This window comes from Pseudomonas sp. (assembly GCF_035497915.1).
Lineage (GTDB): Bacteria > Pseudomonadota > Gammaproteobacteria > Pseudomonadales > Pseudomonadaceae > Serpens.
Map to the genome: position 1 here is coordinate 54,805 of NZ_DATJCS010000038.1, position 23,848 is coordinate 78,652.

Sequence of the window (23,848 nt, forward strand, 5' to 3'; positions counted from 1 at the left end):
GTTGTCAGATGGCGGCCGACTCAGTTCTGGGTCTTGGCGCGCGCGATGAAGGTGTAGGGGTTCACCTGGCGACCGTCCTTGATCACCTCGAAGTGCACGTGCGGCCCGGTCGAGCGACCGGAGCTGCCGACCTTGGCGAGCACCTGGCCACGCTGCACCAGCTCGCCGACCCGCACCAGGTTTTCCTTGTTGTGGGCGTAGAGGGTGACATGTCCATCGCCATGGTTGACCTCGACCATGGTGCCGTACCCGCTCTTGCGACCGGACCAGGTCACCACGCCGGCGGCCACCGCCACCACATCACTGCCTTCGCGGGCGGCGAAATCCACCCCCTTGTGCATGCGCTGCTGCCCGGTAAACGGATCGCTGCGACGACCGAACGGCGAGGACAGGTAGCCCTGGGTCACCGGCCGGCCGGAGACGTTGCCGGCCTCGCTCAGCCCGCGCTCGGCGAGCACCTCTTCGAGCACTTCCAGCTGCTGTTCGCGGCTGTCCAGGCGCTCCATCAGCTCATCAAGCGTCTGCAGGAAGGGCGGCGGCGCGAAGAAGGCGTTTTCCAGCAGCTCTTCCGGACCGCCCTGCCCCACGCTGAGAGAGAAATCGAATTCGCGGTTGTCCAGCTTGGCCAGGTCGGTCAGGCGCTCACCCAGGGCATCCAGGCGGGTCAGGCGCGCCTGCATCTCCGCGATATGTACGCCGAAGGCGTCGAGTTGGCGCTGCGCCTCCTGGCGAGCCTCGGCGATCTTGGCGCGCTGCTCCTCCATGTGGGTCGCCATGCGGCCTTCCGCGTCACTGTAAAGCGGGTAAAGCACACCGCCCAGGGCGATGCCGCCAACGAGCGTAAGTACGGCCAGCACGCCGGCGCCAGCCGACAACAGACGTGCGTCGATATTGAGCGAACGCGCCGCGCCATTACGCTGACCGAGCAGAATGATTTGCATAACTCCCCCTTGGGTAACGCCGCGACCGCTGGGCATATTTGCTACCATGCGACCCCGCCAACTACAGGCTTTCCTGCCATGACTTTTCGTCCCTTGCCGGCCCGGACTCCCACCGCGCTGCTACGCGACGCCAAACCTCTCAAGGCGCTGTTCGGCGAGGCCCAACGACTTGCCCGCCTGCAGGCGCTTCTGGAAAGCCAGCTGCAACCCGCCGCACGCCCGCATTGCCATATCGCCTCGTGGCGCGAAGGCTGTCTGCTGCTGATCATCACCGATGGCCACTGGGCCACTCGCTTGCGCTATCAGCAACCCCGCCTGCTGCGCCAGCTGAGAGAGCTGGAGGAGTTCGCGAACCTATCGAGAATCCTCTTCAAGGTGCAACCTCCAGCCAACCCGCAACGTGACCCAGGTCACGCTTTGCAACTTTCTTCAACCGCCTCGTCCCACCTGCGTGAGACGGCGGAAACCATCAGCGATCCAACCTTGCGTGCCGCACTCCTGCGCCTGGCCAGCCGCGTCAAGAAACCCGACCCGCAATAATGGCGCAGTGAGATCATGCAAGAAGAACGCCATGCAGGCAAGTAGCCATCAAGCCGCAGGAGTGATGGCCTTCTCATAGCGCTGAATGGCCATGCTGCTTCCTCTTTCCGGCAAGAACTTGCCGTCCGTGACCGGCCGTTCGCCACTAGCCGTCCGCAAGATTTTTCGCGCCCATGAAAAAAGCCACCCGAAGGTGGCTTTCTTGGAGAGAGAGTAACGCAGTGGTTAGACGGCGGCGGCCGGGCGCATGTAGGAGATTGGCGCATCCTTGACGTCGTCGAAGGTGACCATCTCCCAGGCATCCTGCTGCGCCAGCAGGCTGCGCAACAGGCGATTGTTCAGCGCGTGCCCGGACTTGTAGCCATGGAATTCACCGATCAGGCTATTGCCCAGCAGGTACAGGTCACCGATGGCATCCAGGATCTTGTGTTTGACGAACTCGTCCTCGTAGCGCAGGCCGTCCTCGTTGAGCACGCCCTGCTCGTCCACCACGATGGCGTTCTCGACGCTGCCGCCCAGGGCCAGGTTGTGGGAGCGCAGGAATTCGATGTCGCGCATGAAACCGAAGGTACGGGCGCGACTGACTTCCTTGACGAACGAGGTACTGGAGAAATCCACGCTGGCGGTCTGGGTCCGGCCATGGAAGACCGGGTGGTCGAAGTCGATCTCGAAGCCGACCTTGAAGCCGTCGAAGGGCCGGAAGGTGGCACGCTTGTCGCCATCGACAACCGTGACTTCGCGCTTGATGCGAATGAACTTCTTCGGCGCGTCCTGCTCCTGCAGGCCGGCAGACTGGATCAGGAACACGAAGGGACCGGCGCTGCCATCCATGATCGGCACTTCCGGCGCGGACAGTTCGACGATGGCATTGTCGATGCCCAGACCGGCCAGGGCCGAAAGCAGGTGCTCGACGGTATCCACCTTGACGCTGCCGTTATAGAGCGTGGTGGACATGGTGGTCTCGCCAACATTCTCGGCGGTCGCCTTGATTTCCACGACAGGATCGAGGTCGACACGGCGGAACACGATGCCGGCGTCCGCAGGCGCGGGCTTCAGGGTCAGGTAAACCTTTTCCCCCGAGTGCAAGCCAACGCCAGTGGCACGGATGACGTTTTTTAGAGTGCGTTGCTTGATCATGGCAATGGCTGCTGTTGGGATTGCGAATACGTGTCAAATGAGGCCGGAATCATAGCAGAACCGGCCTTAAGTGAACACCAATCAATCCTTTGCTCCTTATAGATTTACTCAATCCGCCTGGCGACGCAGGAAGGCCGGAATGTCCAGGTAGTCGAGATCTTCCTGGGGGTTCTGCTTGGCGGCAGCGGACGGGCCGGTGCTGCGCATTACCGTCGGACGGTCGTAATCCCGGTAGTTGACCGGTTGCTCGGCACGGCCCGAGCCAGCCGGGGCAGGCGCGGCGACCGGAGCCGCCTGGCTGTTGTCGACCACCTTGACCGGCTTCTCCTGACGCATCTGCGGACCCAGACCGGTGGCGACCACGGTAACGTGCAGCTCGTCGCGCAGCTCCGGATCCACCACGGCGCCGACCTTGACGGTGGCGTGTTCGGAGGCGAAGGCGTTGACGATCTCGCCCACCGCCGAGTATTCGCCCAGGGACAGATCCAGACCGGCGGTGATGTTGACCAGAATGCCGCGTGCGCCCTGGAGATTGACGTCTTCCAGCAGCGGGTTGCGAATGGCCGCCTCGGTGGCCTCGCGGGCGCGGTTCGGGCCGCTGGCGCTGCCGGTGCCCATCATGGCCATGCCCATCTCGGCCATCACGGTCTTCACGTCGGCGAAGTCGACGTTCATCAGACCTTCACGCAGCATGATGTCGGAGATGCCGCGCACCGCGCCGCACAGCACGTCATCGGCCTTGGCGAAGGCGGACAGCAGCGACGCGTCCTTGCCCAGGATGGTCAGCAGCTTCTCGTTGGGAATGGTGATCAGCGAGTCGACGCTGTCGGAGAGCTGACGAATGCCTTCGTCGGCCACCACCTGGCGCTTCTTGCCTTCGAACGGGAACGGACGGGTCACCACGGCGACCGTCAGAATGCCCATCTCCTTGGCAACCTGCGCGATGATCGGCGCCGCACCGGTACCGGTACCGCCGCCCATGCCGGTGGTGATGAAGACCATGTCGGCGCCCTGCAGAACTTCGGCAATGCGCTCGCGGTCCTCCAGGGCGGCCTGGCGGCCGACTTCCGGATTGGTGCCGGCACCCAGACCCTTGGTCACACTGCGACCCAGCTGCAGGATGGTGCGGGCATGCACGTTCTTCAGCGCCTGGGCATCGGTGTTAGCGCAGATGAACTCGACGCCCTCGATGCTGCTGCGCACCATGTGGTTGACCGCGTTGCCGCCGCCACCGCCCACACCAATGACCTTGATGACCGCACTTGGCGTCACGTTGTCTACTAGCTCGAACATAATCCCTCTCCTCTCGTCTCGTCTTTATCGCCCACTGCTACCACTTATTCAGAAATTGCCCTGGAACCACCGCTTCATCTTTTCCAGGACAGAAACACTGGGTTCTTCGTCGTACATGCTCGGGCTCGACACGACGAAGCCTTCGGCCTGTTTTTTCAGACCGTACAGCAGCAGGCCCACGCCTGTTGAATAAATGGGATTGCGCACAACATCGATCAGTCCCTTGACGCCGTGCGGAACTCCCAGGCGTACCGGCATGTGGAAGATTTCTTCCGCCAGTTCTACAGCCCCCTCCATCTTCGCCGTACCACCGGTGAGCACGATTCCGGCGGGAATCATGTCTTCATATCCGCTGCGGCGAAGTTCGGCCTGGATCAAAGTGAACAGCTCGTCATAACGAGGCTCCACCACTTCGGCCAGGGCCTGGCGGGACAATTCCCGCGGTGGGCGATCACCCACGCTGGGAACTTTGATGGTTTCACCCGCACCTGCCAAATTGGCAAGCGCGCAAGCATACCGAATCTTGATCTCCTCGGCATACTGGGTTGGCGTACGCAACGCCATGGCAATATCGTTTGTGACCTGATCGCCAGCAATTGGAATAACCGCGGTGTGACGAATTGCACCTTCGGTGAAGATGGCTATATCGGTGGTGCCGCCACCAATATCCACCAGGCATACACCCAGTTCCTTTTCATCCTCGGTCAATACCGCATAGGCCGATGCCAGTTGTTCGAGAATGATGTCGTCAACTTCCAGGCCACAACGACGCACACACTTCTCGATGTTCTGCGCCGAATTCACCGCGCAGGTCACCACATGCACCTTGGCCTCCAGGCGCACGCCGCACATGCCCAGCGGTTCGCGCACGCCTTCCTGGTTATCCACCACGTAATCCTGCGGCAGGGTATGCAGCACGCGCTGGTCGGCGGGAATGGCCACCGCCTGGGCGGCGTCCAGCACCCGCTCCAGGTCGGGACGGGTCACCTCGCGATCGCGGATGGCCACGATGCCGTGGGAATTCAGGCTGCGGATATGGCTGCCGGCCAGCCCCACGTACGCCGAGTGGATGTAGCAGCCCGCCATCTGCTGGGCCTCTTCCACGGCGCGCTGGATGGATTGCACGGTGGATTCGATATTCACCACCACGCCCTTCTTCAGTCCCCGGGACGGGTGGGAGCCGATGCCGACGATCTCCAACCAGCCGTCCTCGCGCACCTCGCCCACCAGCGCCACCACCTTGGACGTGCCGATGTCCAGGCCGACGATCATCTTGCCGCTCTGCACAGTAGACATAGCTGTCGCTTTCTCCTTAGTTCACGGCGCCGCCCGTGGCGGCCCGTGCGCCCGCATCGGTCTGCGCAAGCCAGGTCACCGCCAGGCCGTTGGCATACCGCAGGTCGATGCGCGCAATGTTCGCAATCCGATCCCTTAGGGTCTTGTCGTGGATGGTCAGGAAGCGCCGGACCTTCTCCACCACATGATCCCGGCCGAGCAGCAGTTCGATGCGCTGCCCGCCGTCTTTCGTTTCCAGCGTGGCGAACCAGCTGCCCCGCTCACGCAATTCCAGCCGCACGATGGCGAAGCCCTGCGGCCGCAGCATCTGACTGAGCACCTGGTACTGCTGCATCATCCGCTGGCGCGCCCGCTCGGGCCCGGTCAGCTGCGGCAGCTGCCGATAACGCTCGATGGCCTCGAAGGCATAGGCCTCGCCCCGGTTGTTGAGCAGCGCGCCATCGCCCCAGCGGGCGATGGGCAGGTATTCGTTGAGTTCGATCTCCACCTCGTCCGGCCACACCCGGCGCACCTGGGCGTGGGCGATCCACGGCAGCGCTTCCAGGTCGGCGCGCAGGCCTTCCAGATCCACGCCGAAGAAACGGCTACTGACGTAGGGCTCGATGACCCGCTCGACCTGCTCCGGCGCGGTGAAGGTCAGCTTGCCGGCGATGCCGATGCGCGCGATCGGCCGATCCAGATACGGCTGCAGCTGCTGGAACAGCACGACGCCGCCAACCAGCAGCGCCACCAGCAGCAGCGGCCAGGTGAAACGCTTGAGCGCGCTGAAATCCGGCTTCGGCAAGCGCGCGCGCAGCGGCGTCCGGACCACCGGACGGCTGGCGCCCCGGGGCGCCGGCTTGCGGCCGGGCCCGGGTTGCTGATGACGAAGCAGGAAGGTCAGCATGTCAGAGGCGCGCCTCCAGGCTGTCGGCGAGAATCGCCAGCACCAGTTGCTGGAAATCCAGTCCGGCGGCACGGGCGGCCATCGGCACCAGGCTGTGATCGGTCATGCCCGGCACGGTGTTCACTTCCAGCAGCCAGAAGCGGCCGTCGCGGTCCTGCATCACGTCCGCGCGCGCCCAGCCACGGGTGCCGACCGCCGCGCAGGCGCGAGCGGTGAGCTCGCGCAGCTCGGCTTCCTTCTCGACGCTCAGGCCGCAGGGGATGCGGTACTGGGTGTCATTCGAGAGGTACTTGGCCTCGTAGTCGTAGAAGCTGTTGGGGGTACCCAGCGCGATCGGCGGCAGCACCTCGCCACGCAGCATGGCAATGGTGAATTCCGGACCCTGGATCCACTGCTCGACCAGCACCTGCGAGTCGAAGCGGCTGGCCTCGCGCCAGGCGGCGACCAGCGCCTCGACGCCGTCCACCTTGGCCATGCCGATGCTGGAGCCTTCGTGGGCCGGCTTGACCATCAGCGGGAAGCCCAATTCGGCCGCCGCAGCATGGCAGTCTTCAACAGAAGTCAGCGCGGCATGCCGGGGCGTCGACAGCCCCAGGCTCTGCCACACCTGCTTGGTGCGCAGCTTGTCCATGGCCAGCGCCGAGGCCAGCACGCCGCTGCCGGTGTAGGGAATGCCCAGGCATTCCAGCAGACCCTGCATGCTGCCGTCCTCGCCACCCCGACCGTGCAGGACGATGAAGGCACGGTCGATCTTCTCGCTCTGCAGACGCGCCAGCAGATCGCTGCCGACATCGATGCCGAAGGCGTCCACCCCGGCCTCGCGCAGGGCCTGGAGCACGGCCGCGCCGGACTTCAGCGACACCTCGCGCTCGGCGCTACGCCCGCCGTACAGCACGGCGACCCGGCCGAAATCGCGGGGATCGTGGGTGGACAACAGTGCGCTGGTCATTGCGCGACCTCCTCGCCCTTGGCGAACAACGGGTGCTTGATCAATTGCGGGGCGAGGCCACCGATATCGCCGGCGCCCTGGCAGAGCAGGATGTCGCCGGCGCGCAGCAACGGCTTGAGCAGCGGTGCCAGCTCGCTGCCGCGCTCGATGTAGATGGGGTCCAACTGGCCGCGCTGGCGGATGCTGTGGCACAAGTTGCGGCTGTCGGCACCGGGAATCGGCTCCTCGCCGGCCGGGTACACCTCCATCAGCAGCAGCACGTTGGCATCGGCCAGCACCTGCACGAAGTCCTCGTACAGGTCGCGGGTGCGGGTGAAGCGATGCGGCTGATAGACCATCACCAGCCGGCGCTCCGGCCAGCCGCCGCGCACCGCCTTGATCACCGCCGCCACTTCGCGCGGGTGGTGACCGTAGTCGTCGACCAGCATCACGCCGCCGCCATCCACCGGCAGCTCGCCGTAGACCTGGAAGCGCCGACCGACACCCTGGAAGCCTTCCAGGCCGGCGACGATGGCTTCGTCCTCGATGCCTTCGTCACTGGCGATGGCGATGGTGGCCAGGGCGTTGAGCACGTTATGCACGCCGGGCATGTTGACGGTGACCGGCATGGGCGCCTTGCCCTCGCGCAGCACGGTGAAATGCGTGCGCATGCCTTCCTGGCGGATGTCGACGGCGCGCAGGTCGGCGTCCTCGGTGAAGCCGTAGGTGATGGTCGGCCGGCCGATCTGCGGCAGGATCTCGCGCACCACCGGGTCGTCGATGCACAGCACCGCCAGGCCGTAGAACGGCAGGTTGTGCAGGAAGTCGACGAAGGTCTTCTTCAGCTTGTTGAAGTCACCCTCGTAGGTGCTCATGTGGTCGGCGTCGATATTGGTGACCACCGAGACCATCGGCTGCAGGTGCAGGAAGCTGGCGTCGCTCTCGTCCGCCTCGGCGATCAGGTAGCGGCTGCCGCCCAGCTGGGCATTGGTGCCGGCGGCGGTCAGCTTGCCGCCGATCACGAAGGTCGGATCCAGGCCGGCGGCGGCGAACACCGACGCCAGCAGACTGGTGGTGGTGGTCTTGCCGTGGGTGCCGGCCACGGCGATGCCGTGGCGGTAGCGCATCAGCTCGGCGAGCATCTCGGCGCGCGGCACCACCGGAATGCGACGCTCCAGCGCGCGGGCCACTTCCGGGTTGCTGTGGTTGATGGCGCTGGACACCACCAGCACATCCGCGTCCTCGACGTTCTCGGCGTGGTGCCCGATGAACACCTGGGCGCCGAAGCCTTCCAGGCGCGCGGTGACCGGCGAGGGTTTGATATCCGAACCGGAGACTTCGTAGCCGAGGTTGAGCAGCACCTCGGCGATGCCGCACATGCCCACCCCGCCGATGCCGACGAAATGGATGCGACGGATGCGACGCATGCGCCGTACTTCAGCCTTGGCGGCGGCGGGCGACTTAGCCACGGGCCACCTCCAGGCAGATATCCACCACCTCGCGGGTGGCATGCGGCTTGGCCAACGTCCGGGCGGCGACGCCCATGGCCTCGAGTCGTTGCGGTTGCATCAGTACCTCGTTGAGCTGCGCGGCCAGCCCGGCCGCATCAGTAGTGGCTTGCGGCAGCAGGACGGCAGCGCCCTCGCGTGCCAGGAATTCGGCGTTGCGGCTCTGGTGATCGTCAATGGCGTGCGGCAACGGCACCAGGAAGGACGGCAGCCCGGCGGCGGCCAGCTCGCTGACGGTCAGCGCGCCGGCGCGGCAGATCACCAGATCGGCCCAGGCGTAGGCGCCGGCCATGTCCTCGATGAAGGGCACCACGTGGGCCTGCACGCCGGCCTCGGCGTAGCGGGCCTGGGTGATCTCGGCATGCGCGGCGCCGGTCTGGTGCACCACGGCGGGCCGCTCGGCGTCCAGCAGGTGCGACAGCGCCGCCGGAACCAGCTTGTTCAGCGGCTCGGCGCCCAGGCTGCCGCCGAGCACCAGCAGGTTGGCCTGACGACCGAGCAGCGCGGCGCGCGCCGGCACGGCGAAGACTTCGCTGCGCACCGGATTGCCGGTGGTACGGCGCTTGGCGCTGGCCGGGAAGGTATTCGGAAAGGCCTCGCAGATGCGCCGGGCGAAGCGCGCCAGCAGGCGATTGGCGGTGCCGGCCACGGCGTTCTGCTCGTGGATGATCAACGGCACACCGGCCAGGCGCGCGGCCAGGCCACCCGGGCCGGTGACATAGCCGCCCATGCCCAGCACGCAGACCGGCTGCAGCTCGCGCACGATGCGCCGTGCCTGCAGCAGCGCGCCGAAGATCTCGAACGGCGCCTTGAGCAACGCCTTCAGGCCCTTGCCGCGCAACCCGCCGACCTGGATCAGGTGCAGCGGCAGGCCGGCTTCCGGCACCAGGCGGTTCTCGATACCACGCGGCGTGCCCAGCCAGTGCACACGGTAGCCGCGCGCCTGGAACTCGCGCGCGCAGGCCAGCGCCGGGAACACATGTCCTCCGGTGCCGCCGGCCATGATCAGGACATTACCGGGCATGTCGTACTTCCTCCTCGGCAAGCTCCGTCTCGCTGAATTCTTCGTCCCCGCCCAGCAGTTGCCGGCGCTCCCAGTCGATGCGCAGCAGCATCGCCAGGCTGACGCAGCAGATCATCAGGGAACTGCCGCCGTAGCTGAGAAACGGCAGGGTCAGGCCCTTGGTCGGCAGCAGGCCGACGTTCACGCCGATGTTGATGAGAATCTGGCCGATCCACAGGATCGCCAGGCCGTAGGCCACATAGGCGGCGAAATGCTGTTTGGCCTGCTCGGCCCACAGACCGATGTACAGCGCACGCAGGCAGACGAACACCAGCAGCGCCAGGGTCGCCAGCGCGCCGATCATGCCCAGCTCCTCGGCGAGGATGGCGAACACGAAATCGGTATGCGCCTCGGGCAGGTAGAACTGCTTCTGGATGCTGTTGCCCAGGCCGACGCCGAACCATTCGCCACGGCCGAAGGCGATCAGCGCCTGGGTCAGCTGGTAGCCGGCACCGAACTGGTCGGACCAGGGATCGGTGAAGGTGGTCAGGCGCGCCACCCGGTACGGCTGGGTCTTGACCAGCAGCCAGACCACGCCGAAGGCCAGCCCGGCGGACAGGCCGAAGCGCACCAGGCCGACACCGCCAAGGAACAGCATGCCGGCCGCCGCGCCCAGCAGCACCACGGTGGCGCCGAAGTCCGGCTCCAGCAGCAGCAGCACGGCCATGGGGATCAGCACGGCGATGGGCTTGAGGAAGCCGCTCCAGCTTTCGCGCACCTCTTCCTGACGACGCACCAGGTAGCCGGCCAGATAGACCACCACGAACACCTTGGCCAACTCGGAGGCCTGCAAGTTCAGCGGGCCCAGATGAATCCAGCGGATCGAACCGTTGATCTCGCGACCCACCAGCAACACCAGCAGCAAGAGCAGGAAGGCCGCCGCCAGCAGGACCCAGCCGAGGCGCTGCCAGGTCGCCACCGGCACCATCAGCACCACGACGCCGGCCAGCAGGCCGATAAGCAGGAAGCTGGCCTGGCGGACACCATAGTGCAGCGCCCCGCCCGCCTGCGCGGCGGCCACTTCCGACGACGCCGAGGTGACCATCACCAGCCCGAGCCCGAGCAGCACCAGACAGCCCAGCAGCAGCGGCAGGTCGAGATCGACTCCGCGGCGGCTGAACAGCGGTGATGGCGACGGGCGCAGGAAGGTCATCATGCTGGCAAGGCCTCCACGGCGGCGGCGAACAGACGGCCGCGCTCCTCGAAGTTCTTGAACATGTCCAGGCTGGCGCAGGCCGGCGACAGCAACACCGCATCGCCCGGCTCGGCCAGTTCCGCGCAGCGCTGCACCGCCTCGTCCAGGCTGGCGACGCGCACCTGCGGCACGGCATCGCCCAGCGCGTCGGCGATCAGGCCGGCGTCGCGACCGAGCAGCACCACGGCGCGGCAGTGCTGCGCGACCGGGCCGCGCAGCGAGGAAAAGTCGGCGCCCTTGCCGTCGCCGCCGGCGATCAGCACCAGTTGGCCGTCGATGTCCGCACCGAGGCCTTCGATGGCCGCCAGCGCGGCGCCCACGTTGGTGGCCTTGGAGTCGTCGTAGTAATTCACCTCACGGCGCTCGCGCACCCACTGGCAGCGGTGCGGCAGGCCGGCAAAGGTCTTCAGGGTGTCCAGCATCGGTGCGAACGGCAGGCCCACGGCATGCCCCAGCGCCAGCGCGGCCAGCGCGTTGGCCTGGTTGTGGGCGCCACGGATCTTCAGCTCGCGGGCCGGCATCAGCGGCTCGAACTGGAAGGCCAGCCACTTCTCACCGTTTTCCTCGACCAGGCCGAAGCCCCGGAAGTCCGGCTTGCCCAGCCCGAAGGTCCAGCACGGCAACTGGTCGGCCACCAGCGGCCGGGACAGTGCATCGTCGCGGTTGATCACCACCTGCCGGGCACCACGGAAGATGCGGTGCTTGGCCAGGTGATAGGCCTGCAGGTCGGCGTAGCGATCCATATGGTCTTCGCTGACGTTCAGGCAGGTAGCCACCTCGGCGTTCAGCACGTCGGTGGTTTCCAGCTGGAAGCTGGACAGCTCGATCACGTACAGCTCGACGTCGTCGGCCAGCAGGTCCGGCGCCGGCGTGCCCAGGTTGCCGCCCACCGCGACCTTCCTGCCGGCTGCCGCGGCCATCTCGCCCACCAGGGTGGTGACCGTGCTCTTCGCGTTGGAACCGGTGATGGCGACAATCGGCGCCCGCGCCTCGCGCGCGAACAGCTCGATGTCGCCGGACAGCTTCACGCCCCGCGCGGCGGCCTGCTGCAGTGCCGGGGTAGCCAGCGCCAGGCCGGGGCTGACCAGCAGCTCGCTGGCGCGGCACAGGAAGTCCACGTCCAGCGCGCCGCAGCGCACCTCGATCTGCGGAAAATCACGGCGCAGGGTTTCCAGCTCGGGCGGAGCGGCACGGGTATCGGCCACCGCAAACGGCAAACCCCGACGCGCCAGATGGCGCACCAGGGACATGCCGCTCTTGCCGAGGCCGACAACGATGCGGAATTGGTCGGAAGCGATCAGGCTCATGGCATACGGCGCCTCAACGCAGTTTCAGGCTGGAAAGACCGATCAGCACCAGGACCACCGTGATGATCCAGAAGCGCACGATCACCCGGGGCTCGGGCCAGCCTTTCAATTCGAAATGGTGGTGGATCGGCGCCATGCGGAACACGCGCTTGCCGGTCAGCTTGAAGCTGGCGACCTGGATCATCACCGACAGGGTTTCCATGACGAACACGCCACCCATGATGAACAGTACGATTTCCTGGCGAACGATCACCGCGATGGTGCCCAGCGCGGCGCCGAGGGCCAGCGCGCCGACGTCGCCCATGAACACCTGAGCCGGGTAGGTGTTGAACCACAGGAAGCCCAGGCCGGCGCCGATCAGCGCACTGCAGAACACGATCAGCTCGCCCGCGCCCGGTACGTAGGGGATCAGCAGGTACTGGGCGAAATTGGCGTTACCGGACAGGTAGCAGAAGATGCCCAGTGCGCCACCGACCAGCACGGTCGGCATGATGGCCAGGCCGTCCAGGCCGTCGGTGAGGTTCACCGCGTTGCTGGAGCCGACGATCACGAAATAGGTCAGCACGATGAAGCCCAGGCCCAGCGGCAGCACGGCGTCCTTGAGGAACGGCAGGATGAAGGTGGTCTCGATCGGATTCTCGGCGGTGACGTAAAGGAACACCGCCGCACCCAGGCCGAACACCGACTGCCAGAAGTATTTCCAGCGGCTCGGCAGGCCACGGGAGTTCTTCTCAATCACCTTGCGGTAGTCGTCCACCCAACCGACCGCGCCGAACAGCAGGGTCACGGCCAGCACCACCCACACGTAGCGGTTGGACAGGTCAGCCCACAGCAGGGTGCTGATGGTGATGGCGGAGAGGATCAGCGCGCCGCCCATGGTCGGCGTGCCCTTCTTGGACAGGTGCGACTGCGGGCCGTCGGTACGTACGGCCTGGCCGATCTGGCGCAGCTGCAGGGTGCGAATCATCCAGGGCCCAAGCCACAGGGCCAGTACCAGCGCCGTGAGCACCCCGAGCATGCCGCGCAGGGTCAGGTACTGGAAGACGGCAAAACCTTTGTAAAACTGTTGCAGGTACTCTGCCAGGAGCAGAAGCATCAAGGATTCTCCTCGGGTTCGCACAACGCGGCGACGACCTTGTCCATTGCCGCACTTCTCGAACCCTTGATCAAAAGCGTGGTTTCGCCCCGAGCCTCCTGGCGCAGAGCGTCGATCAGACCTTGCTGGTCGGCAAAATGTTTCGCCCCCTCACCAAAAGCCGCCACGGCATGTGCCATCAGCGGTCCCACGGCATACAGGCCATCCACCTTGCCGACGGCATACGCCCCCACCTGACGATGTCCTTCCACGGCCCAGTCGCCCAGTTCACCCATGTCGCCCAGCACCAGCAGCCGGCGACCGGAAAAACCGGCGAGGATATCGACCGCCGCACACATCGACAGAGGATTGGCGTTGTAGCTGTCGTCGATGACCCTCAACCCACCGGGAGTCAGTTGCGCCACAGCGCGGCCTTTGACCGGCCGTAACTGCTCCAGGCCCGAACGGATGAATTCGAGGGGAATTCCCAGCGCATGGGCCGCGGCGGCCGCAGCCAACGCATTGGCCACATTGTGCCTGCCCAGCAGATTGAGTTGCACCGACGTGCTGCCGGACGGGGTATGCAAATGGAAGGCCATGCAGCCGCGCGCGTCGCGATGCAGGTCCGCGGCCCGGATATCGGCCTCCTCCGATTCGAGGGAAAAGGCCAGCACACGGCGGGCGCCGGCCCTCTGGCGCCAGATCGGAAAGGACGCGTCGTCCAGGTTGAGCACCGCCACCCCGTCCGCCGCCAGGCCGTCAAGAATTTCGCCCTTGGCCTCGACGATCTTCTCCGGGCCGCCGAACTCCCCGACATGGGCATTGCCGGCGTTGCTGATGATGGCCGCGTGCGGCCGGGCCAGGGCCACGGTGTAGGCGATCTCGCCCAGGTGATTGGCGCCCAGCTCGATGACCGCCGCGACATGCTCCGGCGCCAGCTCCAGCAGGGTCAGCGGCACGCCGAGGTCGTTGTTCAGATTGCCCCGGGTGGCCAGCACCGGACCGTGCAGGCCGGCGCGCAGGATGCTGGCGAGCAGTTCCTTGATAGTGGTCTTGCCGCTGGAGCCGGTGACCGCGGCCAGCGGCGCGCGGAATGCGTCACGGTTGAGCGCGCCGAGCCGGCCCAGTGCCAGACGGGTATCGACCACCACCAGCTGCGGTAGATCCACGTCGGGAACCGGCCGCGAGACCAGCGCGGCCGCGGCGCCTTTCGCCGCCACCTCGGCCAGGTAGGCGTGACCATCGAAGCGCGGCCCGACCAGCGCCACGAACAGTTGCCCGGGCTGGATGGCGCGGCTGTCGGTGGACACTGAAGCGAAGCTTGCATCGCCGTGCTCCAGGCGCCCCTGCAGCGGCTCGACCAGTTGGCTCAGGCGCAGGGCTTCAAGCATGGGCGGCCTCCCAGCGAGCCAGTGCAGCGACGGCTTCGTCCAGATCGGAGAAGGGCTGACGCACGCCGGCGATTTCCTGGTAATCCTCGTGACCCTTGCCGGCCAGCAGCAGCACGTCGTCGGCGCCGGCCTCGGCGATCAGCTGGGCGATCGCCTCGCCACGCCCCGGCACGAAGCGCACCGCCTCGGGCTTGGCGAAGCCGCCGCGGATCTCGTCGAGAATGGCCAGCGGCTCCTCGCTGCGCGGATTGTCATCGGTGACCAGCACGCCATCGGCCAGGCGCTCGGCCACCGCGGCCATCAGCGGGCGCTTGCCGCGATCGCGATCACCGCCGCAGCCGAACAGGCACAGCAGACGTCCCTTGACGTGCGGGCGCAGGGCTTCGAGGACCTTTTCCAGGGCATCCGGGGTGTGGGCGTAATCCACCACCACCAGCGGCTTGTCGCCACCGCCGAGGCGCTGCATGCGCCCGACCGGACCTTTCAGGCGGGGCAGCAGGCGCAGGATGTCGTCCAGGGGGAATTCCATGGCCAGCAGCGAGCCGATGACCGCCAGCAGGTTGCTGAGATTGAAACGACCCAGCAGCGCGCTGCGCAGCAGGCCTTTCCCCTGCGGCGTGATCAGCTCCGCGCTGACGCCTTCGTCGTCGAAACGGATGTTGCGGCAGTGCACGGCGGCGCCGGCATCTTCCAGGCTGTAACCCAGCAGCCGGGCGCCAGGACGCGCAGCCAGCTCACGACCGAACGCATCGTCGAGATTAATCACCCGGCAGGCCAGCCCGGGCCAGTCGAACAGGCGCGCCTTGGCCGCGCCATAGGCTTCCATGCTGCCGTGGTAGTCCAGATGGTCGCGGGACAGGTTGGTGAACACCGCGATGTCGAAGGCCAGCGCGGCCACCCGACCCTGCTGCAGGCCGTGGGAGGACACTTCCATGGCCACCGCCTTGGCGCCGGCCCGATGCAGGCGGGCCAGCGTGGCCTGCACGGCCAGCGGATCGGGGGTGGTGTGTCGACCGCTTTCCAGCGCATCGTGGAAGCCGGTACCCAGGGTGCCGATGATGCCGCAGCGCTGACCGAGCAGGTCCAGCGCCTGGGCCAGCAGCTGGCTGACGCTGGTCTTGCCGTTGGTGCCGGTCACGCCAATCAGATTGAGGCTGCGGCTGGGCTCGCCATAGAAACGCCCGGCGATGGCCGACAGTTGGCCGGCCAGGCCGCGCACCGGCAGCAGCTCTGCGCCCGCCCCAGCTGACAGCGGCGGCGCGTCTTCGGCCTCGTAAGCCACGGCGGCCGCGCCACGGGCCAGGGCGTCGGCGATGTGCGCGCGCCCGTCATGGCTGGCGCCGGGAATGGCCAGAAACAGGTCGCCCGGACGCACCTTGCGGCTATCCAGGGTCAGTTCACGAATCAGGGCCGCGGAGCGGGCCTGGGGAAGCAGTTGGTTGAGCGGCATGGGCATCAGCTGCGCCCTCCTTTGCCGGCGGTGGTGCCGGCGGTACGCTCCACCGCCGGCAGGTTGTCGGGAGCGATATTCATCAGGCGCAGGGCGCCGGCCATCACGCGGCCGAACACCGGCGCCGAAACCAGCCCGCCGTAGTAGCCACCCTTGCTGGGCTCGTCGATGACCACCACGGCGGCGATGCGCGGGTTGCTGAGCGGCGCCAGGCCGGCGAAGAACGAACGGTAGGCATCGTCGGTGTAGCCACCGGAACTGGAGACCTTCTTGGCCGTGCCGCTCTTGCCGCCCACCTGGTAACCGGGCACCTGGGCGCGCGTGCCGCCGCCGCCCGGCTCTTCCACCACCGCGCGCAGCATGTGCAGCACTTCGCGGGCGATGGCCGGGTCCATGACCTGATGGCCGCCCTCGGGCCGGCCGCGACGCATCAGCGACAGCGGCACGCTGCGACCCTCGTTGCCCAGCGCGGCATAGGCATGGGCCAGCTGCAGGGCGGTCACCGACAGACCGTAGCCGTAGGCCAGGGTGGCGGTTTCCGCCTCGTTCCACACGCGGTGGTTGGGCAGCACGCCGGCACGCTCGCCGGGGAAGGCCAGGCCGGTGACCTGCCCGAAGCCCGCCGAGCTCATCATGGCGTGCACCGGCGCGGCGCCGATATCCAGGGCGATCTTGCTGATGCCGATGTTGCTGGACTTCTTGAGGATGCCGGTCAGGTCGAGTTTGCCGCCCCGCGAGACGTCGCGAATGGTGTAGCGACCCAGGCGCATCCAGCCGGGCGTGGTGTCGACCACGGAGTCCGGTTGCCAGCGACCGGTGCCCAGCGCCGCCGCAATGGTGAACGGCTTGACGGTGGAGCCCGGCTCGAAGGCATCGATCATCGCGCGGTTGCGCATGGCCGCCGGATCGAGCTGCTTGCGGTTGTTCGGGTTGTAGGTGGGCTGGTTGACCATGGCGAGGATTTCGCCGCTCTTCACGTCGACCATCACCAGGCTGCCGGCGCGGGCGCCGAACTCGTGCAGGGCGTTGCGCAGCTCCCGATGCGCCAGGTATTGCAGGCGCATGTCGATGGACAGCTCGAGATTACCGCCCGGCTTGGCGTTGCGCACCACATCGCCATCGCGCACCACCTGGCCGCGCCGGTCCTTGATGACCTGGCGCTGGCCCGGCGCGCCGGCCAGCCATTCGTTGAAGGCCAGCTCGAGACCCTCGCGCCCCACATCGTCCACATCGGTGAAGCCCACCACGTGGGTCGCCACTTCACCCGCCGGATAGAAGCGGCGGAACTCTTCCATGTGGTAGACGCCCGGAATCTTCAGCGCCATGACCGCCTCGCCCTGCTCGGGCGTCACGCCCCGCGCCAGATAGAGGAAGTCGCGATCACCCGACTTCTGCAGACGCTCGGCCAGCTTCTGCGGGCTCTGCCCCAGCGCCTGGGCCAGCTGCGGCCAGCGCTCGGCCACCTCCCGGAGCTCGCGACCATTGCCCCACAGGGTGGAAACCGGCGTGCTGACCGCCAGCGGCTCGCCATGCCGGTCGGTGATCACGCCACGATGGGCCGGAATGGGAATGTGCCGCACGCTGCGGGCGTCGCCCTGGTCTTGCAGGAAGTCCTGCTCGAACACATGCAGATCGATGATGCGCCACGCGACTGCCGCCACCATAAGGGCGAACAGCACCAGCACCAGGCCGAAGCGCCCGGCAAGGTGCCTGGCGAAAAGCCCGATCATGGGCGCACCAGTTGAACGTCGACGGCTTCCGGAATGCGCATGCCGAGCCGTTCGCTGGCCAGGTTCTCGATGCGGTTATGGGCGGTCCAGGTGCTTTGCTCCAGCACCAGTCGGCCCCACTCCGCCAGGACCCGGTCGCGCTCGGCGAGTTCGCCGTAGAGGAGATTGACCCGTTGCCGGTGGTGGTGCGCCGACCAGGTAACCGCTAGCGCCGACAGCACGACGACCGCAAACAGCGCCGGCAGCAGCAGACTGCCGCGCGGGAGCCGCCAATGGGCACTCACCGCAATTTCTCCGCCACCCGCATTACCGCGCTGCGCGAGCGCGGATTGGCGCGCACTTCCGCCTCGGAGGCGTATTGCGGCTTGCCGAGCAGCTTCAGACGCGGCTCGAAGGCCTTGGGAATGATCGGCAGGTCGCGAGGCAGCGTATCCGCCTCGCCCTTGGCCTGGCGGCGCATGAACTGCTTGACGATACGGTCTTCCAGCGAGTGGAAGCTGATCACCACCAGCCGACCACCCACTTCGAGCACGTCCAGGGCCGCCTCGAGCCCCCGCTCCAGATCGCCCAGCTCGTTGTTGATATGGATACGCAGCCCCTGGAAGGCGCGCGTGGCGGGATTCTTGCCCTTTTCCCAGGCCGGGTTGGCCTCGGTGATCACGGCGGCCAGATCGGCGGTGCGGGTAAAGGGCTTCTCGCCACGACGCTGCACGATCGCCCGCGCCATGCGCCGGGCGAAACGCTCTTCGCCGTAATCCTTGAAGACGCGGGCAATTTCTTCCTCGTCGGCCGAGGCGATCCAGTCGGCGGCGCTCAGGCCGAGGCCCGGATTCATGCGCATGTCCAGCGGACCATCGTTGAGGAAGCTGAAGCCACGCTCGGGGTCGTCCAGCTGCGGAGACGACACGCCAAGATCCAGCAGCACACCGGCGATGCGCCCCTGCAGGCTATGCTCGGCCACCGCCTGACCGAGCTCGGCGAAGCTGCGTTGCACGATGGTGAAGCGCGGGTCTTCGGCCATCAGCGCCTGTCCGGTGGCGATGGCCAGGGGATCCTTGTCGAAACCGAGCAGGCGGCCCTGCTCGTTCAGTTGTTCGAGAATGCGGCGGCTGTGGCCGCCGCGTCCGAAGGTGCCGTCCAGGTAGCAGCCGTCCGGGCGCACGCCCAGCGCCTCGACGGCCTCTTCCAGCAATACAGTGATGTGGCGAAAGGTGCTGGTCATAGTCACAGGGTCAGATCGAGCAATTCAGCCGGCATACCGCCGGGCTTCTTGACGGCTTCACGGTCGGCCTGCTCCATGGCGTTCCAGGCGTTTTCATCCCACAGCTGAAACTTGTTCAACTGGCCGACCAGCATCACGTGCTTGTCCAGGCCAACGTAGTCGCGCAGCCGCGGCGGTATCAGCAGGCGTCCACTGCCATCCAGCTCCAGATCGACGGCGTTGCCGATCAACAGACGCTTGAGACGACGGGTTTCCTCGTGCAGCGAAGGGAGAGCGCTCACCTTGGTTTCGATGCGCTCCCATTCAGGCAGGGGGTAGAGGCACAGGCAGGGATCCAGTGAGTCGACGGTGACCACCAACTGGCCGCCACAACGCGAAAGGAGCTCGTCGCGATACCGACTCGGCATCGCGAGGCGCCCTTTGGCATCCAGGCTGACTGCGTTGGCTCCGCGAAACACGTCGACGCTTCCCCACTCTGATTAGCTGGTCATGCCCGTACTACCCACTTCCTGCCACTTTGCACCACTTGAGCACACTATAGGAACGCGGCTCGCCCAGCGTCAAGGCTGGCAAAAGGCGGAAAACCCTTGCCTGCCGGGAATTTAGCGACGAGTGGAAATATTTGAGACGAAGTGCAAAAGGCGTTCGCCCGCAATACAAAAAGCCGGTATGCACATGGCGGCGAAACCTGATGCATCGCTTTAACTGAATGCGAGGGCGACGCGGAGGGAAATAAAAGTGAGAGTCAGCCTGTAAGCCGGGTTCTGTCGAGGACAGTCATTCATCTACGATGGCCATCGCTGACCACCTCTAGCAACCTACCCGGATCCAGCGCGGGCCACGCCAATGGATCCCTATTTGGTCTTGCTCCGAGTGGGGTTTGCCTAGCCACGGACTGTTACCAGCCGTGCGGTGCGCTCTTACCGCACCTTTTCACCCTTACCGGCGCTTGCGCGCTTAGGCGGTTGTTTTCTGTGGCACTTTCCGTAGGCTCGCGCCTCCCAGGCGTTACCTGGCACTCTGCCCTGCGGAGCCCGGACTTTCCTCCCCCTTCTTGCGAAGGCGGCGACTGCCCGGCCGACTCTCGGCGCGAAGGTTACTTGGATTGCCGCTGCAGCGCCACCTGATAGAGGAGATTCTTGCGCACCCCGGTGATCTCCGCCGCCAGCGCCGCCGCGCGCTTGACCGGCAACTCGGCCAGCAGCAGATCCAGCACGCGCAGCGCTTCGGCCGACACCGATTCATCGCCTTCGGGCGCCTGCCAGCCGGCCACCAGCAGGACACATTCGCCGCGCTGCTGATTGGCGTCGGCGCGCACCCACTCGCACAGCTCGCCCGCCGGCAGGCCCTTGAGGGTCTCGAAGGTCTTGGTCAGCTCGCGGGCCAGTACCACCTGGCGCTCGGCACCCAGCGTATCGCGCAGTGCTTCCAGACTTTCCAGCAGACGATGCGGCGCCTCGTAGAAGATCAGCGTGCGCGGCTCTTCGCGCAGCGCTTCCAGACGCGCCCGACGGCCAGCGGCCTTGGCGGGCAGGAAACCCTCGAAGATGAAGCGATCGGACGGCAGCCCGGCCGCCGAGAGCGCCGCGATCACCGCGCTGGGTCCCGGCACCGGCACCACGCGAACGCCCGCCGCGCGAGCCTGGCGCACCAGATGAAAGCCCGGATCGGAAATCAGCGGCGTGCCGGCGTCGGAGATCAGCGCCACGTCATCCCCGGCCAGCAAGCGGATCAGGAAGCGCCCGCCCTGTTCGCGCTCGTTGTGCTCATGGCAGGCCTGCAGCGGCGTATTGATGCCGAAGTGCTGCAACAGGCGCTGGGAGTGGCGGGTATCCTCGGCAGCGATCAACGCCACCTCGCGCAGAATGCGCAGCGCCCGCGCGCTGATATCGTCGAGGTTGCCGATGGGCGTGGCTACTACATACAGCACCCCGGTAGACGTCGGGTCGGCCACGAAACACCTCCAGCGTGGAAAAAGCGCACAGTGTACTCGGTTTGCCAATTCCACATCGCGAACCCGGCGAGCCTTGCGTACAATCCAGGGTCCCTTTTGCCAGCGCATCGGAAACCGACCCATGATCTCTCGCCTGCGTCTGCTCTCGGTCTTGTGTCTGCTCGGCCTGCTGACCACCTGCTCCGGTGGACCCAAGTCGCCCGCCGGCGACCTGCCCAAGACGCCGCAAGCCAGTGTCGACCAACTGCTGCTCAAGGCTTCCCAGAGCTCGCCTCGGGAAGCCGCCCTGCTGCGCCTGGCCGCCGCGGACAAATCCTACGCGCTGGGCAACCCGCTGCGCGCCGCGCACATCATCCAGCAGGTGCCGTTCGACCAGTTGGGCCGCACCGAGCAGGCGCTGGCCAGCATCCTGAATGCCGAACTCTCGCTGTGGCGCGAGCGTCCGCAAGCGGCCTGGGACTATCTGCAGCACCCCAGCCTGGAGCAGATCGGCCAATTGCCCAATGATCTGCAGATTCGCGCCCACACGGCGCGGGCGGGCGCCCTGGAAGCCAACAACCAGTTGCTGGAGGCCACCCGCGAACGGGTCTTCGTCGCGCCGCTGCTCACCGGCCAGGCCGCCAAAGACAACCATGAGGCGATCTGGGCGCTGGTGGCCCGCCTCAACGGCACGCAACTGAGCAGCCCCGGCGAAGGCGATCTGGCCGGCTGGCTGACCTTGGGCATCGCCGTGCGCGACGCCCTGACCGTGGAGATGCAGCAGGCCGGCATCGACCGCTGGCTGAGCGCCAATCCGCAACATCCGGCGGCGCTGGACCTTCCCGAACCGCTGCGCAAGCTCAAGGAGCTGCCCGCCGAGCCGCTGCGCAAGATCGCCCTGCTGTTGCCCATGCAGGGCCAGTTGGCGAATGTCGCGCGCGCCCTGCGTGATGGCTTCATGTCCGCCTACTACCACGCCCAGCAAAGCGGTCAGAATCCCCCGGAGGTCGTGCTCTACGACTCCACTGAAATCGTTTCGCTGGACAGCTTCTACAACCAGGCGCGCGCCGACGGCATTCAACTGGTGGTCGGCCCGCTGGAAAAGAACCTGGTCAAGGAGCTGGGGCAACTGCCGCAGCTGCCGATCATGACCCTGGCGCTCAACTACGACGACGGCAACGAAACCGGTCCCGCCCAGCTCTTCCAGTTCGGCCTGGCCGCGGAGGACGAGGCGCTGTCGGCGGCGCGCCGCGCCTGGCAGGACGGCATGCGCCGCGCCGTGGCGCTGGTGCCGCGCGGCGAATGGGGCGATCGCGTGCTGGCCGCCTTCAATCGCGGCTGGCAGCAGCAGGGCGGCACCCTGCTGGCGGCCAAGCGCATCGACCAGCCCGTGCAACTGGCCCGGCAGATTGCCGACCTGTTCCAGCTGCGCCAGAGCGAGGCGCGCGCCCAGCGCCTGAAGGAAGTGCTGGGCATCGAGCTGGCGGCGGAACCCGCGCGCCGCGCCGACGTCGACTTCATCTTCCTGGCCGCCACGCCGCTGCAGGCCCAGCAGATCCGCCCCACCCTGACCTTCCAGTACGCCGGCGACGTGCCCGTCTACGCCACCTCCCACCTGTACACCGGCAGTCGCGAGGCCACCCAGCTGCAGGATCTGAACGGCATCCGCTTCAGCGAAACGCCCTGGTTGCTGGAGGAGCGCAACCCGCTGCGCGACCAAGTCGCGCGCCAGTGGCCGCAAGCCGGTGGCAGCCTCGGCCGGCTCTACGCCATGGGCATCGACGCCTACCTGCTGGCACCGCGCCTTTCCCAGCTCAAGGCCCTGCCGGAAACGCGCATTCACGGCCAGACCGGCACCCTCAGCCTGACCGAGCAGCAGCGCATCGAGCGCGAGCTGCCCTGGGCACAGATCCAGAACGGCCGCATTCGCCGCCTCCCGGATTACACCTACTGATGCAGGGCGGCACGGCAGGAGAGCGCGGCCGCCAGGCCGAAGCGCTCGCCTGCCGCTACTTGCAGCAACAGGGCTTGCGCCTGATCAGCCAGAACTGGCGATGCCGGCGCGGCGAGCTCGATCTGGTCATGCTCGACGGCCATACAGTAGTATTCGTCGAAGTCCGCTACCGCCGACACACCGCATGGGGTGGCGCGATCGAGAGCATCGACTGGCGCAAGCGCCAACGGCTGGTCATCGCCGCACAACTGTTCCTGCAGCGCGAATCGCGCTGGGCGAACAGCCCCTGCCGTTTCGATGTGATCGCCCTGGGCCGCGATCAGCCAGCCCGACCTCCGGACTGGATCCGCAACGCGTTCGACTCCTGACATAGCCGCCATTAAAGGTCAAACACCCGATGGACATGCAATCCCGTATCCGCCAGCACTTCCAGGCCAGCATCGAAACCAAGCAACGCGCAATGGAAGTACTGGTCCCCTACATCGAGCAAGCCAGTCAGGCGATGGTTCGCGCCCTGCTCAACGAGGGCAAGATTCTCTCCTGTGGCAATGGCGGCTCGGCGGGCGATGCCCAGCATTTCTCCTCCGAACTGCTCAACCGCTTCGAGCGTGAACGCCCGAGCCTGCCTGCCGTGGCGCTGACCACCGACAGCTCGACCATCACCTCGATTGCCAACGACTATAGTTACAACGAAATTTTCTCCAAGCAGATTCGCGCGCTGGGTCAGCCCGGGGATGTCCTGCTGGCCATCTCCACCAGCGGCAACTCGGCCAACGTGATCCAGGCCATCCAGGCCGCCCATGATCGCGAGATGACTGTGGTGGCGCTGACCGGTCGCGACGGCGGCGGCATGGCTTCGCTGCTGCTGCCGGAAGATGTGGAGATCCGCGTGCCGGCCAAGGTCACCGCACGCATCCAGGAAGTTCACCTGTTGGTGATTCACTGCCTGTGCGACCAGATCGACACCCAACTGTTCGGAAGTGAAGAATGACGCGAAGC

22 protein-coding genes and 1 other RNA gene are annotated in these 23,848 nt (G+C 66.4%); 4 read left to right on the plus strand and 19 right to left on the minus strand.

The window, feature by feature from the left end; genetic code table 11:
* Window positions 1-20: 20 nt before the first annotated feature.
* Window positions 21-941 (minus strand): M23 family metallopeptidase, encoded by a 921-nt coding sequence (locus VL129_RS11850; RefSeq protein WP_325413023.1) that lies wholly within the window; start codon window positions 939-941, stop codon window positions 21-23.
* Between the two features lie 78 nt (window positions 942-1,019).
* Between VL129_RS11850 and VL129_RS11855 the strand changes: the two genes are divergently transcribed.
* Window positions 1,020-1,481: a DUF721 domain-containing protein gene (locus VL129_RS11855; protein ID WP_325413024.1), complete on the plus strand. Its 462-nt coding sequence runs from the start codon at window positions 1,020-1,022 to the stop codon at window positions 1,479-1,481.
* Window positions 1,482-1,706: 225 nt separating this feature from the next.
* Here VL129_RS11855 and lpxC read toward each other — a convergent pair whose 3' ends face one another.
* From lpxC to rsmI, 18 genes are all read right to left on the minus strand, one after another.
* On the minus strand, window positions 1,707-2,618 hold the full coding sequence (gene lpxC / locus VL129_RS11860; RefSeq protein ID WP_325413025.1) for a UDP-3-O-acyl-N-acetylglucosamine deacetylase: 912 nt from the start codon (window positions 2,616-2,618) through the stop codon (window positions 1,707-1,709).
* 108 nt (window positions 2,619-2,726) lie between these two features.
* Entirely contained in the window at window positions 2,727-3,911 is a 1,185-nt protein-coding gene (ftsZ, locus tag VL129_RS11865) for a cell division protein FtsZ (protein WP_325413026.1), read from the minus strand.
* A 48-nt stretch (window positions 3,912-3,959) separates the two neighbouring features.
* Window positions 3,960-5,207: a cell division protein FtsA gene (gene ftsA, locus VL129_RS11870; RefSeq protein WP_325413027.1), complete on the minus strand. Its 1,248-nt coding sequence runs from the start codon at window positions 5,205-5,207 to the stop codon at window positions 3,960-3,962.
* A 16-nt stretch (window positions 5,208-5,223) separates the two neighbouring features.
* Window positions 5,224-6,093: a cell division protein FtsQ/DivIB gene (locus VL129_RS11875; RefSeq protein WP_325413028.1), complete on the minus strand. Its 870-nt coding sequence runs from the start codon at window positions 6,091-6,093 to the stop codon at window positions 5,224-5,226.
* Window position 6,094: 1 nt separating this feature from the next.
* Complete coding sequence (locus VL129_RS11880) at window positions 6,095-7,042, minus strand: D-alanine--D-alanine ligase (RefSeq protein WP_325413029.1); 948 nt, start codon at window positions 7,040-7,042, stop codon at window positions 6,095-6,097.
* Window positions 7,039-8,448, minus strand: a complete 1,410-nt coding sequence (gene murC / locus VL129_RS11885) for a UDP-N-acetylmuramate--L-alanine ligase (protein WP_325413043.1) — start codon at window positions 8,446-8,448, stop codon at window positions 7,039-7,041. The genes VL129_RS11880 and murC overlap by 4 nt, the downstream gene beginning before the upstream one ends.
* 34 nt (window positions 8,449-8,482) lie before the next feature.
* Window positions 8,483-9,553 carry an undecaprenyldiphospho-muramoylpentapeptide beta-N-acetylglucosaminyltransferase gene (murG, locus tag VL129_RS11890; RefSeq protein ID WP_325413030.1) on the minus strand — a complete coding sequence of 357 codons (1,071 nt, stop codon included), beginning with the start codon at window positions 9,551-9,553 and terminating at the stop codon, window positions 8,483-8,485.
* Complete coding sequence (ftsW, locus tag VL129_RS11895) at window positions 9,543-10,748, minus strand: putative lipid II flippase FtsW (protein WP_325413031.1); 1,206 nt, start codon at window positions 10,746-10,748, stop codon at window positions 9,543-9,545. Before ftsW ends, murG begins: the two co-directional genes overlap by 11 nt.
* A complete protein-coding gene (gene murD, locus VL129_RS11900) occupies window positions 10,745-12,094 on the minus strand; it encodes a UDP-N-acetylmuramoyl-L-alanine--D-glutamate ligase (RefSeq protein ID WP_325413032.1) in 1,350 nt (449 codons plus the stop codon). The genes ftsW and murD overlap by 4 nt, the downstream gene beginning before the upstream one ends.
* A 13-nt stretch (window positions 12,095-12,107) precedes the next feature.
* Window positions 12,108-13,190: a phospho-N-acetylmuramoyl-pentapeptide-transferase gene (mraY, locus tag VL129_RS11905; protein WP_325413033.1), complete on the minus strand. Its 1,083-nt coding sequence runs from the start codon at window positions 13,188-13,190 to the stop codon at window positions 12,108-12,110.
* On the minus strand, window positions 13,190-14,560 hold the full coding sequence (locus tag VL129_RS11910; protein ID WP_325413034.1) for a UDP-N-acetylmuramoyl-tripeptide--D-alanyl-D-alanine ligase: 1,371 nt from the start codon (window positions 14,558-14,560) through the stop codon (window positions 13,190-13,192). The genes mraY and VL129_RS11910 overlap by 1 nt, the downstream gene beginning before the upstream one ends.
* Window positions 14,553-16,016 (minus strand): UDP-N-acetylmuramoyl-L-alanyl-D-glutamate--2,6-diaminopimelate ligase, encoded by a 1,464-nt coding sequence (locus VL129_RS11915; RefSeq protein WP_325413035.1) that lies wholly within the window; start codon window positions 16,014-16,016, stop codon window positions 14,553-14,555. Before VL129_RS11915 ends, VL129_RS11910 begins: the two co-directional genes overlap by 8 nt.
* Window positions 16,016-17,740, minus strand: coding sequence for a peptidoglycan D,D-transpeptidase FtsI family protein (locus tag VL129_RS11920; protein ID WP_325413036.1), 1,725 nt, complete (start codon window positions 17,738-17,740; stop codon window positions 16,016-16,018). Before VL129_RS11920 ends, VL129_RS11915 begins: the two co-directional genes overlap by 1 nt.
* Entirely contained in the window at window positions 17,737-18,024 is a 288-nt protein-coding gene (ftsL, locus tag VL129_RS11925) for a cell division protein FtsL (protein ID WP_325413037.1), read from the minus strand. Before ftsL ends, VL129_RS11920 begins: the two co-directional genes overlap by 4 nt.
* Entirely contained in the window at window positions 18,021-18,962 is a 942-nt protein-coding gene (gene rsmH, locus VL129_RS11930; RefSeq protein WP_325413044.1) for a 16S rRNA (cytosine(1402)-N(4))-methyltransferase RsmH, read from the minus strand. The genes ftsL and rsmH overlap by 4 nt, the downstream gene beginning before the upstream one ends.
* Window positions 18,963-18,964: 2 nt before the next feature.
* On the minus strand, window positions 18,965-19,420 hold the full coding sequence (gene mraZ / locus VL129_RS11935; RefSeq protein ID WP_325413038.1) for a division/cell wall cluster transcriptional repressor MraZ: 456 nt from the start codon (window positions 19,418-19,420) through the stop codon (window positions 18,965-18,967).
* 279 nt (window positions 19,421-19,699) lie between these two features.
* An RNA gene (rnpB, locus tag VL129_RS11940) (RNase P RNA component class A) lies at window positions 19,700-20,047 on the minus strand.
* Window positions 20,048-20,058: 11 nt separating this feature from the next.
* The gene (gene rsmI, locus VL129_RS11945; RefSeq protein ID WP_414705195.1) at window positions 20,059-20,916 is read right to left on the minus strand and encodes a 16S rRNA (cytidine(1402)-2'-O)-methyltransferase; all 858 of its coding nucleotides are present in this window, start codon (window positions 20,914-20,916) and stop codon (window positions 20,059-20,061) included.
* Window positions 20,917-21,037: 121 nt separating this feature from the next.
* On the opposite strand from rsmI, the gene VL129_RS11950 reads away from it, so the two are divergent.
* From VL129_RS11950 to VL129_RS11960, 3 genes are read left to right on the plus strand one after another with little or no spacing between them, the layout of a single operon-like run.
* On the plus strand, window positions 21,038-22,849 hold the full coding sequence (locus tag VL129_RS11950) for a penicillin-binding protein activator (RefSeq protein WP_325413039.1): 1,812 nt from the start codon (window positions 21,038-21,040) through the stop codon (window positions 22,847-22,849).
* Window positions 22,849-23,217, plus strand: coding sequence for a YraN family protein (locus VL129_RS11955; RefSeq protein ID WP_325413040.1), 369 nt, complete (start codon window positions 22,849-22,851; stop codon window positions 23,215-23,217). The genes VL129_RS11950 and VL129_RS11955 overlap by 1 nt, the downstream gene beginning before the upstream one ends.
* A 29-nt stretch (window positions 23,218-23,246) precedes the next feature.
* Window positions 23,247-23,840: a phosphoheptose isomerase gene (locus VL129_RS11960; protein WP_325413041.1), complete on the plus strand. Its 594-nt coding sequence runs from the start codon at window positions 23,247-23,249 to the stop codon at window positions 23,838-23,840.
* Window positions 23,841-23,848: the final 8 nt, after the last annotated feature.

Coding starts and splice junctions, on each gene's coding strand:
- VL129_RS11915 (WP_325413035.1), bottom strand. CDS start 16,016: ATGCCCATGCCGCTCAACCAACTGCTTCCCCAGGCCCGCTCCGCGGCC.
- mraY (WP_325413033.1), bottom strand. CDS start 13,190: ATGCTTCTGCTCCTGGCAGAGTACCTGCAACAGTTTTACAAAGGTTTT.
- VL129_RS11920 (WP_325413036.1), bottom strand. CDS start 17,740: ATGATCGGGCTTTTCGCCAGGCACCTTGCCGGGCGCTTCGGCCTGGTG.
- VL129_RS11855 (WP_325413024.1), top strand. CDS start 1,020: ATGACTTTTCGTCCCTTGCCGGCCCGGACTCCCACCGCGCTGCTACGC.
- murC (WP_325413043.1), bottom strand. CDS start 8,448: ATGCGTCGCATCCGTCGCATCCATTTCGTCGGCATCGGCGGGGTGGGC.
- rsmH (WP_325413044.1), bottom strand. CDS start 18,962: ATGACCAGCACCTTTCGCCACATCACTGTATTGCTGGAAGAGGCCGTC.
- ftsW (WP_325413031.1), bottom strand. CDS start 10,748: ATGATGACCTTCCTGCGCCCGTCGCCATCACCGCTGTTCAGCCGCCGC.
- VL129_RS11880 (WP_325413029.1), bottom strand. CDS start 7,042: ATGACCAGCGCACTGTTGTCCACCCACGATCCCCGCGATTTCGGCCGG.
- murD (WP_325413032.1), bottom strand. CDS start 12,094: ATGAGCCTGATCGCTTCCGACCAATTCCGCATCGTTGTCGGCCTCGGC.
- VL129_RS11950 (WP_325413039.1), top strand. CDS start 21,038: ATGATCTCTCGCCTGCGTCTGCTCTCGGTCTTGTGTCTGCTCGGCCTG.
- VL129_RS11875 (WP_325413028.1), bottom strand. CDS start 6,093: ATGCTGACCTTCCTGCTTCGTCATCAGCAACCCGGGCCCGGCCGCAAG.
- lpxC (WP_325413025.1), bottom strand. CDS start 2,618: ATGATCAAGCAACGCACTCTAAAAAACGTCATCCGTGCCACTGGCGTT.
- VL129_RS11955 (WP_325413040.1), top strand. CDS start 22,849: ATGCAGGGCGGCACGGCAGGAGAGCGCGGCCGCCAGGCCGAAGCGCTC.
- VL129_RS11910 (WP_325413034.1), bottom strand. CDS start 14,560: ATGCTTGAAGCCCTGCGCCTGAGCCAACTGGTCGAGCCGCTGCAGGGG.
- murG (WP_325413030.1), bottom strand. CDS start 9,553: ATGCCCGGTAATGTCCTGATCATGGCCGGCGGCACCGGAGGACATGTG.
- ftsA (WP_325413027.1), bottom strand. CDS start 5,207: ATGTCTACTGTGCAGAGCGGCAAGATGATCGTCGGCCTGGACATCGGC.
- VL129_RS11960 (WP_325413041.1), top strand. CDS start 23,247: ATGGACATGCAATCCCGTATCCGCCAGCACTTCCAGGCCAGCATCGAA.
- VL129_RS11850 (WP_325413023.1), bottom strand. CDS start 941: ATGCAAATCATTCTGCTCGGTCAGCGTAATGGCGCGGCGCGTTCGCTC.
- ftsZ (WP_325413026.1), bottom strand. CDS start 3,911: ATGTTCGAGCTAGTAGACAACGTGACGCCAAGTGCGGTCATCAAGGTC.